Annotated in this window: 15 protein-coding genes; 5 read left to right on the top strand and 10 right to left on the bottom strand. The window is 41.3% G+C overall.

Translation table 11 applies throughout. The annotated features are described in order from the left end of the window. Window positions 1–6 precede the first annotated feature (6 nt). The 3 genes from IQ274_RS25570 to IQ274_RS25560 form a co-directional block, all read right to left on the bottom strand. Window positions 7–894 (bottom strand): ABC transporter permease, encoded by an 888-nt coding sequence (locus IQ274_RS25570; protein ID WP_194143862.1) that lies wholly within the window; start codon window positions 892–894, stop codon window positions 7–9. Window positions 895–1,038: 144 nt separating this feature from the next. Continuing rightward, window positions 1,039–2,058 carry an ABC transporter ATP-binding protein gene (locus IQ274_RS25565; protein ID WP_163927024.1) on the bottom strand — a complete coding sequence of 340 codons (1,020 nt, stop codon included), beginning with the start codon at window positions 2,056–2,058 and terminating at the stop codon, window positions 1,039–1,041. Window positions 2,059–2,245: 187 nt separating this feature from the next. Next, the gene (locus IQ274_RS25560; RefSeq protein ID WP_194143861.1) at window positions 2,246–3,733 is read right to left on the bottom strand and encodes an aminotransferase class I/II-fold pyridoxal phosphate-dependent enzyme; all 1,488 of its coding nucleotides are present in this window, start codon (window positions 3,731–3,733) and stop codon (window positions 2,246–2,248) included. Window positions 3,734–3,796: 63 nt separating this feature from the next. On the opposite strand from IQ274_RS25560, the gene IQ274_RS25555 reads away from it, so the two are divergent. From IQ274_RS25555 to IQ274_RS25545, 3 genes are all read left to right on the top strand, one after another. Beyond that, window positions 3,797–4,141 carry a DUF6883 domain-containing protein gene (locus IQ274_RS25555; RefSeq protein WP_194143860.1) on the top strand — a complete coding sequence of 115 codons (345 nt, stop codon included), beginning with the start codon at window positions 3,797–3,799 and terminating at the stop codon, window positions 4,139–4,141. Beyond that, complete coding sequence (locus tag IQ274_RS25550; protein WP_163927021.1) at window positions 4,128–4,388, top strand: DUF4926 domain-containing protein; 261 nt, start codon at window positions 4,128–4,130, stop codon at window positions 4,386–4,388. Before IQ274_RS25555 ends, IQ274_RS25550 begins: the two co-directional genes overlap by 14 nt. Window positions 4,389–4,608: 220 nt before the next feature. Then, window positions 4,609–5,316: a M15 family metallopeptidase gene (locus IQ274_RS25545; protein ID WP_194143859.1), complete on the top strand. Its 708-nt coding sequence runs from the start codon at window positions 4,609–4,611 to the stop codon at window positions 5,314–5,316. 5 nt (window positions 5,317–5,321) lie between these two features. Here the strand turns inward: IQ274_RS25545 and IQ274_RS25540 are convergent, their stop codons facing one another. Continuing rightward, window positions 5,322–5,795: a TspO/MBR family protein gene (locus tag IQ274_RS25540; protein ID WP_163927019.1), complete on the bottom strand. Its 474-nt coding sequence runs from the start codon at window positions 5,793–5,795 to the stop codon at window positions 5,322–5,324. A gap of 90 nt (window positions 5,796–5,885) precedes the next feature. Then, window positions 5,886–6,359: a TspO/MBR family protein gene (locus IQ274_RS25535; protein WP_012407288.1), complete on the bottom strand. Its 474-nt coding sequence runs from the start codon at window positions 6,357–6,359 to the stop codon at window positions 5,886–5,888. Between the two features lie 292 nt (window positions 6,360–6,651). Here IQ274_RS25535 and IQ274_RS25530 point away from each other — a divergent pair, with 292 nt between their 5' ends. After that, window positions 6,652–7,221 carry a DUF3611 family protein gene (locus IQ274_RS25530; RefSeq protein ID WP_194143858.1) on the top strand — a complete coding sequence of 190 codons (570 nt, stop codon included), beginning with the start codon at window positions 6,652–6,654 and terminating at the stop codon, window positions 7,219–7,221. Window positions 7,222–8,102: 881 nt separating this feature from the next. On the opposite strand, the gene IQ274_RS25525 is transcribed toward IQ274_RS25530, so the two are convergent. Together IQ274_RS25525 and era are read right to left on the bottom strand one after the other, a co-directional pair. Then, on the bottom strand, window positions 8,103–8,780 hold the full coding sequence (locus IQ274_RS25525; RefSeq protein WP_114084732.1) for a response regulator: 678 nt from the start codon (window positions 8,778–8,780) through the stop codon (window positions 8,103–8,105). 187 nt (window positions 8,781–8,967) lie between these two features. Next, on the bottom strand, window positions 8,968–9,942 hold the full coding sequence (gene era, locus IQ274_RS25520; RefSeq protein WP_194143857.1) for a GTPase Era: 975 nt from the start codon (window positions 9,940–9,942) through the stop codon (window positions 8,968–8,970). 281 nt (window positions 9,943–10,223) lie between these two features. On the opposite strand from era, the gene IQ274_RS25515 reads away from it, so the two are divergent. Beyond that, window positions 10,224–11,306, top strand: a complete 1,083-nt coding sequence (locus IQ274_RS25515) for an ATP-dependent 6-phosphofructokinase (RefSeq protein ID WP_163927016.1) — start codon at window positions 10,224–10,226, stop codon at window positions 11,304–11,306. A gap of 173 nt (window positions 11,307–11,479) precedes the next feature. On the opposite strand, the gene IQ274_RS25510 is transcribed toward IQ274_RS25515, so the two are convergent. The 3 genes from IQ274_RS25510 to IQ274_RS25500 form a co-directional block, all read right to left on the bottom strand. After that, window positions 11,480–12,607, bottom strand: a complete 1,128-nt coding sequence (locus IQ274_RS25510) for a succinylglutamate desuccinylase/aspartoacylase family protein (RefSeq protein ID WP_194143856.1) — start codon at window positions 12,605–12,607, stop codon at window positions 11,480–11,482. 283 nt (window positions 12,608–12,890) lie between these two features. Further along, window positions 12,891–13,529 (bottom strand): histidine phosphatase family protein, encoded by a 639-nt coding sequence (locus IQ274_RS25505; protein ID WP_194143855.1) that lies wholly within the window; start codon window positions 13,527–13,529, stop codon window positions 12,891–12,893. A gap of 258 nt (window positions 13,530–13,787) precedes the next feature. After that, entirely contained in the window at window positions 13,788–14,474 is a 687-nt protein-coding gene (locus IQ274_RS25500; protein WP_194143854.1) for a PEP-CTERM sorting domain-containing protein, read from the bottom strand. Window positions 14,475–14,830: the final 356 nt, after the last annotated feature.

Genomic DNA, 14,830 nt, shown 5'->3' with positions numbered 1-14,830 from the left:
ATCTCTTTAAGCAAGAGTCCGCCGTAGTTGGGGTTGAATGCTCAGTAAGGCGACAACGGCAAAGCCAAACAATACCAGCAAGGCTCCCCCAAAGGTAACATCACCCCAAGGAGCCTGCATAACTACACTACCTAGTCCCCAACTACTGTGGAGATATAGATAGCGAATGGGTTCGATCGCATAGCTAAGAGGATTCAGGGTAGCGATAACCTGTAACCACTGAGGCATGAACGATAGAGGAGCCAAAGCAGTACTAGCGAACAATAATGGTAGATTAGTGACAAAAATCACTGCAATCAGTTCAATGTGCCCAGGTAGAGCGAAAGCTAAACCGAGGGAGATGGCTGTTACGCCTAAAGCTAATAAGAGGACAATTAGAGCGATCGCACTTAAACCAACTGCATCGGGTAGTCCAGCGCCTAAAAATGCTGCCGCCGCTACAATCACGGCTGCTTGCAGCAAACTTTGGCTGATGATAAAGATTGCTGAAGCAAAGACTATGGAAAACCGCGATGCTAACGGTGCTACCAGCAAACGATTCAAAAAGCCGAACTCACGGTCAAACATTACGGGTAAACCAGCATTCAGCGCCCCAGCAAAGGCTGTAAACACAATTATGCCGGCAGCTAAAAATTGTCCGTAATTTGTTGTATTACCAAATATCCCCTTGGGGGCATTTTGGAACAAAGCACCAAACAATATCAACCACATAACTGGCTGAATAATTCCGGCAACCAAAGATGAGGGACGGCGTTGCAACTGAATAAATAAGCGACGAGTTAAAGCCAACGTCTCTTGTACTAATTCACCGAAAAAGCTAGGTGCAGCATTAACATCTGCCGGTGGCGATGCTAATGACTGCCAATTGATATCAGATTTAGGAGTAACGCTCATAAATGGGGATTGGGGATTGGGGATTGGGGGTTGGGGATTGGGGATTGGGGGTTGGGGATTGGGGATTGGGGGTTGGGGATTGGGAATTGGGGATTAGCAAAACTCTTTCCCAGTAACCAGTCCCCAGTACCCAGTCCCCAGCGCCTATCTCATAAGCTGCTTTTTCTCAGCTTTTGGATCGCGAGTGGCAACGGCTGCCAGTTCTGCATCCATCAGGGTGCGTCCTGTAGCGGCGAGATAAACGTCATCGAGGCTGGGGCGAGATTGGGCAATACCAAATATGGGCAAGCCAGCAGTATTCAGCGCTTGCTGTATGTTAATGAGAACATCGTTTTGAGGTGTCACCACTAAGTTGAGGGAATTACCTTGAGCGCTGTTGATAATGACTTCTTGCACAAAGGGCAAAGATTGCAAGAGGTTTTTGGCAATTTCTGCTTCCTCACTGGGGGAAAACTCGCGGATTCGCAAGGTGATGCGATCGCCCCCGACTTGATCTTTTAATTGTGAAGGTGTCCCAGAGGCAATTACCACGCCCCGATCTATAATTGCCACGCGATCGGCTAAAGCGTCAATTTCTTCTAGGTAATGGCTGGTAATTACTACCGTCGTCCCAGAGGCGCGTAATTTTCGCAGGAAATCCCATACCACAAAGCGGGTTTCTATATCAAGTCCTACAGTTGGCTCATCCAATACCAGAACATCTGGTGCATGGAGCAACCCAGCAGCCAAGTCTAGGCGCTTGCGTAAACCGCCAGAATAGGTTCCTGTCTTTTTATTGGCGTATTCTTGCAAACCGAGTAAATCTAATACTATCTCAATGCGCTGTTTGGCTACTGCACGTGGAAGGTGATAAAGTGCTGCTTGCAATTGCAGCAGTTCTTTTCCAGTTAGCACCTTATCTATAGCTACTTCCTGAGCAACATAGCCTAGTCGTTGCCTTGCCACCCTCGGATTATCTAACACAGAGATGCCAGATACTTCGATTTTGCCAGCATCCGGTGTGGTCAACGTACACAAGGCACGCAAGGTAGTAGTTTTCCCAGCACCGTTGGGGCCAAGTAAACCAAAGATTTCTCCCGGCTCTACCTGAAATGAAACATCCTGGACGGCAACCACTGTACCGTAACGTTTTTGCAGATTCTGAATTAAAACGGCGGGAGCCATGACAGCTTTTCCCCAACTATACAAATCTCAATAAAGTCTATCCTTATTGTAGAAGCTAGAGAGCAAGGAAATAACAGATGAGCGAAAATCTCTAAACAAGTTCGCGTCATGCGCTATGCTGTCAAAAACTTCTGATTATTTCAGACAAGTTGCTTGATTGCGTTTGTGGCGAATTAATATTAGAACGTTATTTCACAACTTTCAAAGTTTTGAGGCTAGAGTCATTGCAACCACTGATAAATCCCCCCATTGCTTGGACTTGTTGCAGGTAATCAAGGACGGGTTTGGTGATGATTTCTCCCGGCATTAACACAGGAATTCCTGGGGGATAGGGACAGATAATTTCGGCACAGATGCGATCGCTTGTTTGTGCTAAAGGCAATGTTTCACTGACAGCAAAAAAGGCTTCACGGGGAGAAAAATGTAAAGCATGACCCTGTGTAGTTAAAAGATTCTGCAAATTAGGATTTGTAACATTCAAGTTGGTTCGGCGATATTCTTTAGCAAGAGTAGTAAAACCTTGCACTAATTGCTTGATATCGTCTGGGGTGTTGCCCAAACTAATGATAAAGGTAATATGTTGCAGTGAAGCGAATTCAGCAGTGACAGCAAACTTTTCATCTAGAATTTCATCTGCTTCAAATCCGGTTAAGCCTAAACCAGAAACAGTGACAGTTAGCCGTGTTTCGTCTAAAGCTACAAAGCCAGGAGATCCCCCCAACCCCCCTTGATAAGAGGGGCTAAGAATCTGTAAGACAGATAATCCAGGAATTTGACTTATTTTTGTTCTAGCTTCATTGGCAAGTTGCAATGTGCGAGACATCAGCATTTTTCCGTGGAGTGCCATTTGCTGACGCGCTGCATCTAAAGAAGCTAAAAGTAAATAACTAGGACTGGTAGATTGTACAAGTTGTAAAGCTTTACTGATGCGATCGCAATCTATCCTGTCTCCTTGAACGTGCAGCATTGATGCTTGTGTCATCGCACCGAGTACTTTGTGGATGGATTGTACAGTTAAATCTGCACCTGCGGCTAAAGCGGAAGTGGGTAATTCGGGATGAAAGGCAAAGTGTGCGCCGTGTGCCTCATCTACGAGTAAAGGGATATTGTATTGATGGGTAATATTGGCGATCGCACTCAAATCTCCACATACGCCGTAATATGTTGGATAAACTGTCAACACTGCTTTAGCGTCGGGATGTTGTTGGAGTGCAGATTCTACAGCATTGGGCGTGATGCTGTGGGCAATATCTAAAACTGGATCGTATTCAGGATTGAGAAAAATTGGTATTGCACCAGAGAGAATTAAACCAGCGATCGCAGAAGAATGCACATTCCGAGGCAAAATGATTTTATCGCCTGTACCACAGGTAGCGAGAATTGCCGCTTCAACACCACAGGTAGAACCATTGACAAGGAACCATGTTTGCGAAGCGCCATAAGCCTCAGCAGCTAGTTGTTGTGCTTCTTGAATAACGCCTTGGGGTGCAAAGAGATTATCTAAATCTGCTAATTCAGTTAAATCAGCGCGAAATACAGCTTTACCAAGTAAGTCAGCCAAAGGTTGATAAATTCCCTCACCTTGTTTATGTCCTGGGGTGTAAAAAGGTGTATGAGGTCTTGCTGCATTGGCTTTTAACGCATCTAATAATGGTGTTTGATTTTGATTGAGCATTTTGGAGAAACAATGAACCGTTAATGATAGAATATTGAGTCTGTTAGGGCATATTCATAGACAATGAAATTACCCAACGGCGAGCAAGCAGAAATTTCTACGCAAAAGCTCATAGGTTATTGTCTAAACCCAGAACATCCGAGTGGGAAACATAAAGCTAGAGTTTTCGCATCAATTCTAGGAATCACGCCAGAAAATCCCGATGTTTTGCGTGAATTGATTCAAACAGCAGCTGTTGCAGGTGAAGTTGTTCAGCAAAGTACTACACAATTTGGTGAACAGTTTAAGGTAGATTGGATAGTACCTGATACAGACGGAATCAGGCTGCGGACAATCTGGGAAACTACTGCTAATAATCCCTATCCACGTTTGATTACTGCATTTCTGAAGTTAAATGAAAAAAGTTAAACTTTTGGATACTATTGCTACACTCAAGCCTATTCCCACTGAGAGATTACAACTATTGGAAGAAGATTATACTTCTATCGAAAGCTTACCCAGTGGGCAAGTTGGAACAATTGTAGAAGTGTATGAGCAAGAAGAAGAATATCATTATTTAGTCGAGTTTGCTGATACCCAAGGCTGTGAATATGCAATGGCGACTTTGAGAGCAGATGAAATCTTAGTTTTACATTATGATTTGGCAGTTGCCTAAATTTTTACTCCCACAGGTAAAATACGAATTTTTGGCGTTGCTGATTGCGTTATTTCAAAATCCTTGTAGAGACGTTGCATTGCAACGTCTCTACATCCAAATTCATACCTCGATTCAACAACACCGAATTTTTTTAAGGGGGTTGGGGAATCTCTTCTGCGTAAGTCCTAAGAATGTTATGCTTGCGTTGAAATCCGTAATTTTTTGTGTGGCTGACTAGATGAGACCTTATCATCAAATCCCAATTTTCGAGTGTGGTGAACCGCTAATTGAGATTCCTTTAGAATTGTTTGCGGTAGAATCTCCTCATCCTTATGAAAAATTAGGTGCGCCCTATGGCGAACACTCTCCTTATTATCTCCGTCAAAGCGTTATTAAAAATTTGAGGCAAGCGCAAAATTATCTTGAATTGCTGCATCCTAATTGGCGGATTCAAATCTTTGATGCTTATCGCCCGATCGCAGTTCAGCAGTTTATGGTAGATTACAGCTTCACTCAAGCAGTGCAGGATAGGGGATTAACTAACGTGGAGTTATCCCCAAACCAACGTCAAGAAGTTTGGGAAGCGGTTTATGCAATTTGGGCTGCACCAAGTTTGGATGAAAAAACTCCGCCTCCTCACAGTACAGGTGCGGCGGTGGATGTGACGCTAGTAGATGATATTGGGCAAATAGTAAATATGGGTTCGGCGATTGATGAAATGTCAGAGCGATCGCATCCCGATTATTATGCCAATAATGACGACCCAGAAGCACAAAAGTATCATGCTAACCGCCAGCTATTACAAGATGTAATGTTAAAAGCAGGGTTTCAACGCAATCCCAGAGAGTGGTGGCATTTTTCTGTTGGCGATCAAATGTGGGCTTGGCTGAATAATCAATCCAATCCAGCCAATCCTGTCACAGCACGTTATGGCCGTATTGCATAGATGCGTTATGCATCTTGAGGATTCAGTTCCTTTAACTCGTCGGTAGTGTAAGTACCAATGGGAGTCCAAATTAGATAGGGAAGGAGTAACAGCGCCGCCATTAGAGAAATCGGCAAAACGCAGATTGCGAGGACAACGCCTGAAATCAAACCAACTAGCCCAAGAATTTCCCCAGCTTTGAGACTGCGAAACCTCAGCATTATAGGTATGTAGGCAACGGTGATAATTTCCACCAAAAGGTACAAAGCCATTATTAACCAAGTAATTGGGCTTCCGGGATTTTTTTCCCACACAACATAAGCTGAAGCTGCACCGCAAATAAAAATCACAGTCCAGATGAGTGGAATCAGAGGCTCAAAAACTAGCCAGCGAGGGCGACTTAATAGTGCAAACCATTTAACATCATGCGGCGTAATCAAGAAACTTCCAAGAGCGATTAAGAAAGTTACAGCCCCAATTATTAGCCAAGATGGAATCATAATGACCTCAAGCTTTGTGTATTTTGTCAAGTTATACACTGCAAGTTTGACAATTTAGGGCATAGCTTTAATCATTCGTTGGTGCGAATTTTAGGCATCTTGAGGATTGAGACCGATCATCTGCCAAGTGGTATAAGTACCAATGGGACTCCAAAGCAAATAAGGAACTAGTAGCAATGCTGCCCAACCAGAAATACCTAAGACCGCAAGTATCAATAAAGCACCAATGATAAAACCTGTGCCTCCAAGAATTGTACCCACTTTCAGACTGCGAAGCCTAAACATTACAGGCGTATAGGCGATAGTAATTATTTCTAACAGCAGATATAAACCCATGATTAACCAGGTTGAGGTGCTTCCTGGATCTTTTTCCCAGACAATATAAGCCGACCAAGCACCGCAAATAAATATTACAGTCCAGATAATTGGAATCGCGCCCTCAAAAGTTAGCCATCTTGGTCGTTGTAAGCGCTTGAACCATTGGCGATCGCTAGGCGTAATCACGTTAGCGGCTAAAGCAACCAAGAAAGCCACGCCCCCAATCACCATCCAAGATTTAATCATGCCCGTTAGTCCTTTACAAGCGCTATCTATCGCTTAATATCACTCTTTATAGTGTGATTTTGTCAATTTAATTGCTAATTCTTCATCGTCCCTGAGTTTGAAACCTTGATATCGTTTGGCTGGACTTTAAATTATGGTATTGCGAAGAGGCAGAAGGGAAAGAGGTAATTTTTCTCCCCCTTACTCCCCGCCTCATTTATTCCCCAGGATGTTGAAGTGATTATGTCTAAAGATGGGGGTATGGCGCGAACCGAGGAAATATTCTTGGCAGTAGGGGATTAAGGTAATTTTTATGCAAACAGAATCAGAAGTGCGCTCGCTACCGCCAGAGACTAGAGGAATTGGTAATACTATTCGCCTTACAGGTTGGATTTCTTTCTGGCTGCAATTGGCAATTGGAGTGGTTTCTGTCTTAGCTTTGTTGTTTGCCTTGACTGGTCGTGAATTTGTTCAGCAACAGAATGCTGGTCTTGGAATTGGCATATTTTGGGCTGTATGCGGAATTGTAGTGTTGTTATTTAGTCTCTATTGGGATTTTCGTTATACTCGCATAGGCAAAGCTCTAGAAAATTCCAATCCTGCTTTACATCCGAGTAAGCCAGATACAACTAAAATTCTCCGATTGGGAATAGTTATGAGTTTGCTGGGGATGTTATTAACTCTTTTTGGTGCTGGATCAACGGTGTTAGTGCTAGTGGCAAAATCTATATCGCAACCTCCAGGAGTGGCAATCACCAATCCCTATAATATTATTCGAGCAATGGATGTTTTTGTAGCTGTAGCAGACATCACTGGGATTGCTGCTCACTATGTGGGGACTGTCGCTTCGTTATGGTTGCTGGAGCGAGTGCATCAACACTAATGCAAGAAGGCACAAGGGAAGAAAGCCAATCTTAGTAACGACTACAGTAAAGGTGTTGACACACAATAAGTAGCTATGGCTGCGCCAACGTCTTCTCTACGAGACGCTACGCGAACGACGAACGCAATTTTGCACTAACTTCGCTAAACATTTGTTTCTCTGCGGTTATGAAGTCAGTTCTAATTATTCTAACGTTTACCTAAAGATGCAATTTAAAGGCAAATTCTTATTACTTATGATAGTTACTTTAAATCATCTTGATAGGTGAAAGTAAATATACTTAATAACTGAGGTTCAAAGCATGGACTCAACAGGTAAGGTTCAAACTGTGGACTCGTCCTGGTCTCTTCCAATGCCGTTGAAAGAGTATGCAATGAGCCGAGTAACTGTCTACTTTTTTAGCGACAGATGGGTTCCAATTAAATATTGTTCTTTGGAAAAGGCAATTTTGCTTTACCACAGGGCAAATTTAGAAGGCAAGGAAATTTTATTATTTCCTACTAATTTAGACCCTAATCAATTCTCAAACTCTTTTAACTAAAATGTATTGAGGTAGGCCATTTTTGAAAATATGAATTGGATATAGAGGCGTACATATATTTATATGTACGCCTCTACTTTTGATTGGGATTTAAATATTTACTCAAGTAATATTTTTGGATACATCAGTATTATTATCTTTGCTAACGTTTATTTCTCTATTTTGCTGCATTGGTCGGTTACTGCTTAGTACTACGATTACTAAGTTCTAATGTATACATAATAATTAGGGAGCGCTACTTACCCTCGATTACTAAGTTCTAATGTATACATAATAATTTGGGAGCGCTACTTACCCTTATCCAGATATTCAGTAGTAAAGATTTGAATGTATTCTGACATCAAACCAAACCTGAACGCAATGCAACGACTGCTGCTTGCACACGATCGTCAACTGCTAATTTATTCATAATCCCTCGGACGTGGGTTTTAATGGTGTTGGGACTGAGATAGAGTTTTTCGGCAATCTCTGGGTTACTCAACCCGTCTACCATGAGTTTCAACACTTCTAATTCACGCCCAGATAAATTGGCGTTGTTGCTGGTAGGTGTAGGTGGTTTGAGATTATCAATTACTCGCCGCGCAATTTGGGGATCGAGATAGGCTGCACCATCAACTGCGGCTGCGATCGCACTTAACAATCGTTCCACACTTGCACCTTTAATACAATATGCATCTGCACCGCTAGATAATGCGGCAATAATTTCTGTCTCCGTTTGATGAGATGTCAGCATCACTACATGAGTTGCTGGCAACGCCGCCTTAATTTGCTGTGTCGCTGCAATGCCATCCAATCTTGGCAACCCAATATCCATAACCACCAAATCAGGTTTCAGTTGCAGTGCGGCTTGAACTCCCAAATACCCATCTTCTGCTTGTCCAACAATTTCCAACTGAGGATGAGCCATTAATGATTGCTCTAATCCGAGTTGCATCATCGGATCGTCTTCGACAATTAACACCCGCAATGGCGGAGCATTGGCTGGCAAATTTAAGGGATAGCGAGTATCTAAAGACATTATTTATTTATTAAGAGTCATTTGTCATTTGTCCTTTATCCTTTGTCATTAGTCATTTGTCCTTTGCCTTTTTAACTTCTCTACGAGAGGGTGCGCCGTAAGCGTAGCTATGCCGCAGGCTTTACGACTACGCGGTAGTTGAGCGCAGTCGAAACTCAGTATAAGTGACCAATGACTAATGACTAATTTATTCTTCCACGCGATAGCCTAACTCTGCTAAACTAATGCGCGACTGTCGCCATTTTGGTTGGACTTTGACAAACAATTCCAGGTAAACTTTGCCAGCGATTAACTTTTGGATTTGTTCGCGGGCTTCACTACCAATTGCTTTGAGCATTGCTCCGCCTTTGCCAATGAGTATGCCTTTTTGAGAATCACGCTCAACGTTGATAGTAGCAAGTACACGAGTAATGCTGGGAGTTTCTTCTACTAAGTCAATAGCGATCGCTACTGAATGGGGTACTTCTTCACGAGTCAATAATAAAATTTGTTCTCGGATTAATTCGCCCATAATAAAGCGTTCTGGCTGGTCTGTTACCAAATCTGGCGGGTAGTATAACGGCCCAATTTCTAAATGTTCAATTAATAACTCTTGAAGTTGCGGTAATCCTGCACTCGTCTTGGCAGAAAATTTCACGATTTCCCATTCATGTAACTGGGCCATCTGAGCATAACTATCATCTAGATACTGAGAATCAGACGGTTGTTGGTCGCTTTTGTTCACGCCCAGAATCACCGGGGTTTTGCTACGACTGAGCAATTCGGCAATATAGCGATCGCCCGATCCACAAGCTACTGCTCCATCTACTACAAATAGGACTACATCTACCGATTCAATGGCAATTTTGGCATTTTGCACCAATACTTCGCCCAATTGATGATGGGGCTTATGAATTCCTGGCGTATCTACAAAAATTAATTGCGCCTCTGGCGTAGTTAATATACCGCGCAAACGGTTACGTGTAGTTTGTGCTATCGGTGAGGTAATGGCAATTTTTTGTCCTACTAATTGATTCATCAAAGTAGATTTACCGACATTTGGACGACCAACAATGCCGATAAAACCTGATTTAAAATCAGGAGGAGCCTGTGGGATTGTTACTTCTCCTGAAAAAGAGAAGTTGTAATTATCAATACTAGTCACCTTTGGCTCCACCCTCATATTTTACAGCTGGGATAACTTGGTTTTTTCTTAGACACAAAACAAGCATAAAATTACCCTGGCATTTTTAGGGATTGCTTTTGCCGAGGTTTAATCTACTACTGGCTCTACACCTATATTTTACAGCTGAGATAACTTTGTTTTGTTTTTAGATACAAAACAAACATAAAATTACTTTGGCATTACAAGGAGCGTATTAAATTAGGTTTAATCTGTTGCTAACTTTGGCTTAAGTTTCATCGACTACTCAATATATTTGGATCAAAATGTCAATAAAAAATATGGAAGAACCCAAACGCATTGGAATTCTTACCAGTGGAGGTGATTGTTCTGGCTTAAATGCTGTGATTAGGGCTGTAGTAAATTGTGCTGTGGATACTTACGGCTGGGAAGTTTTGGGAATTCGTCAAGCGACTCTAGGATTAATGGCACGTCCACAACAATTCACAAAACTGGAAGTTGATCAAGTTGACTCGCTGTTAACTGCGGGTGGCACAATGTTGGGGACAACCAATAAAGGCGACCCCTTTGCTTTTCCAATGGCGGATGGAAGTGTAAGCGATCGCTCCGAAGAAATCATTGCAGGTTATCATGAGCTAGGTTTAGACGCTTTGATAGGTATTGGCGGCGATGGTAGTTTGGCAATTCTCCGCCGCCTCGCTCAACAAGGTGGGATTAATTTAGTAGGTATTCCCAAAACCATCGATAACGATATTGGCGTTACTGAACACGCTATCGGTTTTGATACAGCAGTCAATATTGCCACGGAAGCATTAGATAGATTACATTTTACTGCTGCAAGTCATAGCCGAGTCATGATTTTAGAAGTAATGGGGCGTGATGCCGGACACATAGCAATAGCTGCGGGAATTGCGGGGGGAGCAAATGTAATTTTAATTCCCGAAATCCCTTACACCGTTGAGCATATTTGCCACAAAATCAAAGAACGCCAAGAGAAAGGCAAAAACTATTGTTTGATAATTGTTTCCGAAGCGGTTCGTACCCACGATGGGGAAAATGTGACGATTACAAATCGCTTAGGTCAATCTCGATATGGCGGAATTGGTGAATATTTGGCAGATAAAATTATTGAACACATCGGTGTAGAAACACGAGTTACAGTTTTAGGACACATTCAACGGGGTGGAACTGCTTCACCACTAGATAGATTAGTTGCAACAGCCTTTGGCGTAGCGGCGGTTAATCTTATTGCAGAGGGTAAATACGATCGCATGGTGACATGGCAAAATCGCCAAGTATTAAGTGTACCAATTACAGAAGCGATCGCTCAATATAGCGCTGTAGATCCCAATGGTACTTTAGTTAAAACCGCTCGTGGTATGGGTATTTATTTAGGCGACTAAACTCAATACTCTTCGGTTAAGGCAAGAGACGCGATGAATCGCCGTCTCTACAATAATTAGTCTTTTGTAGAGACGGCGATTTATCGCGTCTTTGTGATGATTTAGGGAAAAAAATTTTCATGTTTAGTATGTGATGAAAATTACATAAATATCTATGCCCAATGCCCCATGTCTTAACTAATAATCCCCAATACAAACTCGCCTTCATTTACAGCCTGATTGGTTGCGACATCATAAACTAATCCATCATGTTGAGCGCAGACATCAATTACAGTAGGTAGTTGACCTTCTTTATTAAAACTGAGAATCTGATACAGCTGTTCTCCAGTTTTGACTTTGCTACCTAATGCTATTCTCGATTGAATCATGCCACCTGCGATCGCATAATATTTTTCCCGGTTACTGCTAGATGCAAAAGTCATCTCATGAGTTTTGGTGTCTTCTGATAAATTAGAAACTTGTATTACACCTTTTTGCGCTAAATAGTTTTTCACACCCTGTATACCTTTGGCGACTGAATCAGAATTCATTTGCATTCCTGAGCCTAATTCCAGTGTCCAAGCTTCCACATCAAACTTGATTTCTCTACCAAACTCTTTAAAACAAGCTTCCAGTGCTAACCAAGGTTTGATAAAAGCTTCATCAAAAGCATCACCATCATATTTATTAAGTAAGATTCCGAAATCGAGTAGAAAGTATTTTGCACTGTCTTCTCGATTTTGGAAGTAATAAATATAGTCTAATGCTTGATTTGTAGAACTGTGTAAATCAATTAAGTAGTCTGCATCTAAACTCAAGTTTTGTAGCTTGTAGGCAAAAAGCTCAGTGTAGGGAACACCATTAGAAGAATTAATTTTTTCTAAAATTGTCGCAAAATTTTGCTTAATTATAGTTAGATAATTTTGTCGAACGACCTCTAGATCACTATGAAGTTGAGATTTAGTAAAAGCTACTAAATCATCAGCTTCTTTCTCGTAGTCCCAAAATATGCGATTCCAGTCTTTGGCTTCATAAATGCAGTATCGTCCAGGAGAGAAATGATGAGCGCGTTCATTTGTTCCCATTGGATTACATACGGGAACCAGCCAAATTTCCCCAGTTAAATCTGTATCATTTATTGTTAATAAAAACTCAATTAGCTGGTGAATAACGGCATTACCAGCAATTTCTGCACCGTGCAGATTAGATTGAATGTATACCTTTTTACCAGGTTTAGCGCCAATGAATTTGTATAATTGTAAGTATAGGCGATCGCCCGAAGCCATTTGACGTAATACAATGCTTTCAATAACTGGCAGCATGAAACAACTCGGTGATGATTTGAGTAAATTATCGCTGTATCTGTACTGAATTAAAATAGGACTTACACAAATTATCTCTCAAACTCTGATTTCTCCGTGCCCTCTGTGCCTCTGTGGTAGCTTGCGGCAAGCCACTTCTCTACGAGACGCTACGCGAACGTGTCTACGTTATTCCGTAACTCATGCGTAAGTCCGAAAAAGCTCTAACCCAATAGTGAGGCAGAGTAAGTCAAAAATAATATTATTGTACAGACGCGATTAATCGCCTCTCTCCTAACTCCTCTCATGAACCCGGTAAATTTCGCAACTGCTCATCCAAATGACTATGGTCTGCCAAAACCTTTAAGAGCGGTCCATGTGAGCTAAATTCTACAATACTGACCGAAGCAACAGGGCATCCCAAACGAAAACGGAAGCGTCCTACATCAATCCCTAATAAACTACACAGAATAATTCTGATAGTTGCCTTGTGTGAAACAACTAAAACATTACCACTACTGTAATTTTGTTTAATTTCTTCAATTACCTGCAAGGCGCGAGAAGCAATTGTAACCGCCATTTCTCCACCAGTTGGAGCATTCCAAGCGGGATCTGCTGACCAGCGAATATAATCATCGTGATATTCACGACTAATTACTTCTGGTGTTTTTCCTTCCCACTTACCATAGTTTATTTCCTTTAAACCATCTCTGAGTTGTGATTCTATATTTATTGCTTCACATAAAGGTTTTGCTGTCAATACAGTTCGTTGCATTGGACTACAAAATATTGCTGTCCAATCCATAGAACTATATGCGTCAGCAAAAGCCTTTGCCATCTCCAAACCTTCTGGGGTAAGCTCTGAATTTATTGAACCGCAAAAGGAATTATTGCGACTGCATTCTGTTTGTCCGTGACGGAGAAAATAAAGAGTTAGGCTCACGATATATTCTCATCGATTGTGAATTTAAGAGCGCTAACAATCAGATGTAGCTGAAGATAGTTAATGCCTGTGGTATATTACTACAATTTTTTGAGATTTGAAATAGTTTTCAGGACAGAGTTGCAGCAGCTACGCCCGTCTTAGAGATTGCTAAATCCATTAAACATAATTATAAAAATGGAGTTAAAATTTCATAACTCCACAATTAATACACTCTTTTTATCTGAATGCAATTATCTATTGGTTGAGTTTGTTAGCCTAAACTTTACTAGTGGCTTTTTGTTGCCACTTTTGTTTGCGGCTCAAAGCTATACCAAAACTAGTGACTGTCAATAAACCCAAGATAGTTGTAGGTTCGGGAACGGTCTTAGAATTATAGGTGAAGTTATCTAAAACAATTTGTGTGCCACTACCTCCATATCCTACATCAATGCCACCAGAGGAGGTAAATTTTAAACTGTCAATGTCAAGAAAGTCAAAGTTAAACTGGGTAGGGGATGTAGTATCAACAGTTACTGTCGTTGCATACTTAGTTATTCCATCTGAGAAGCCCTCTACTAGAATATCTAAGCCATTGCTCCAAGCGGCTGTGAGATAAGCACTGTTAAAGTCAAACTGACCATCGTCAATACTTACACTGCTTACCGTGCCAGGCTCACCAAATGAATTGTAAGCAACATTTGGTGATGAAACTGTTCCAAAGGTATAACCAGATGGGTTAACTTGGTAGGTTGGAGTAGTAAGATAATAAAAATTATCCCAATTTAATCCGCCATAGCCGTTTGGAATTTGATTGCCGTCAAATTCACTAGTCGCATCAAGATCATCAAACGTCAAAACAAGCCCTTGCGCCTCTCCTGTACTCAGTGCTCCTGCTGCAATAGTACTAAATACTGCTATGCTACAAACCTTCAGCAACTCTTTTCTGACAACTAATATGGTCATTAAACTAATTCCTGTGAAAAGGTAAGTGGTTAATGCTTGCGAGAACTCAATCAAAGAACACACAACTGACAAATAATTGCTCACCCTGTGGCAATTAAAAACAGCTATCAATATAACTTCAGTGTTAAATATCGCTTGCGTATTCGATATGCTAGGAATAATTACTTGTTTTCCGCAAAATCCACAGTGAATATAGCTGAACAAAAAAACATTTTCAACAAATCATTACCTAGATTTATGAAAACTTTAAGATATATTTTTTGATAAAAATCTTTTAAAAAGCAGTCAAAAGCAAGAAATAATCTAGTTGTTATTCACCTAAATCAAAAAAATATATAAGATTTATGTGAATTTTA

Origin of the sequence: Nostoc sp. LEGE 12447 (genome assembly GCF_015206985.1) — a bacterium.
In the GTDB taxonomy this organism is placed as follows: Bacteria; Cyanobacteriota; Cyanobacteriia; order Cyanobacteriales; family Nostocaceae; genus Nostoc.
The sequence above is the reverse complement of the archived record's forward strand: the minus strand, read 5'-3'. Positions and strand labels throughout refer to the sequence as shown.

Bases quoted from the DNA above. Each gene is read 5' to 3' on its own strand.
- IQ274_RS25570 (WP_194143862.1), bottom strand. From the start codon at position 894: ATGAGCGTTACTCCTAAATCTGATATCAATTGGCAGTCATTAGCATCG.
- IQ274_RS25565 (WP_163927024.1), bottom strand. From the start codon at position 2,058: ATGGCTCCCGCCGTTTTAATTCAGAATCTGCAAAAACGTTACGGTACA.
- IQ274_RS25560 (WP_194143861.1), bottom strand. From the start codon at position 3,733: ATGCTCAATCAAAATCAAACACCATTATTAGATGCGTTAAAAGCCAAT.
- IQ274_RS25555 (WP_194143860.1), top strand. From the start codon at position 3,797: ATGAAATTACCCAACGGCGAGCAAGCAGAAATTTCTACGCAAAAGCTC.
- IQ274_RS25550 (WP_163927021.1), top strand. From the start codon at position 4,128: ATGAAAAAAGTTAAACTTTTGGATACTATTGCTACACTCAAGCCTATT.
- IQ274_RS25545 (WP_194143859.1), top strand. From the start codon at position 4,609: ATGAGACCTTATCATCAAATCCCAATTTTCGAGTGTGGTGAACCGCTA.
- IQ274_RS25540 (WP_163927019.1), bottom strand. From the start codon at position 5,795: ATGATTCCATCTTGGCTAATAATTGGGGCTGTAACTTTCTTAATCGCT.
- IQ274_RS25535 (WP_012407288.1), bottom strand. From the start codon at position 6,359: ATGATTAAATCTTGGATGGTGATTGGGGGCGTGGCTTTCTTGGTTGCT.
- IQ274_RS25530 (WP_194143858.1), top strand. From the start codon at position 6,652: ATGCAAACAGAATCAGAAGTGCGCTCGCTACCGCCAGAGACTAGAGGA.
- IQ274_RS25525 (WP_114084732.1), bottom strand. From the start codon at position 8,780: ATGTCTTTAGATACTCGCTATCCCTTAAATTTGCCAGCCAATGCTCCG.
- era (WP_194143857.1), bottom strand. From the start codon at position 9,942: ATGAGGGTGGAGCCAAAGGTGACTAGTATTGATAATTACAACTTCTCT.
- IQ274_RS25515 (WP_163927016.1), top strand. From the start codon at position 10,224: ATGGAAGAACCCAAACGCATTGGAATTCTTACCAGTGGAGGTGATTGT.
- IQ274_RS25510 (WP_194143856.1), bottom strand. From the start codon at position 12,607: ATGCTGCCAGTTATTGAAAGCATTGTATTACGTCAAATGGCTTCGGGC.
- IQ274_RS25500 (WP_194143854.1), bottom strand. From the start codon at position 14,474: ATGACCATATTAGTTGTCAGAAAAGAGTTGCTGAAGGTTTGTAGCATA.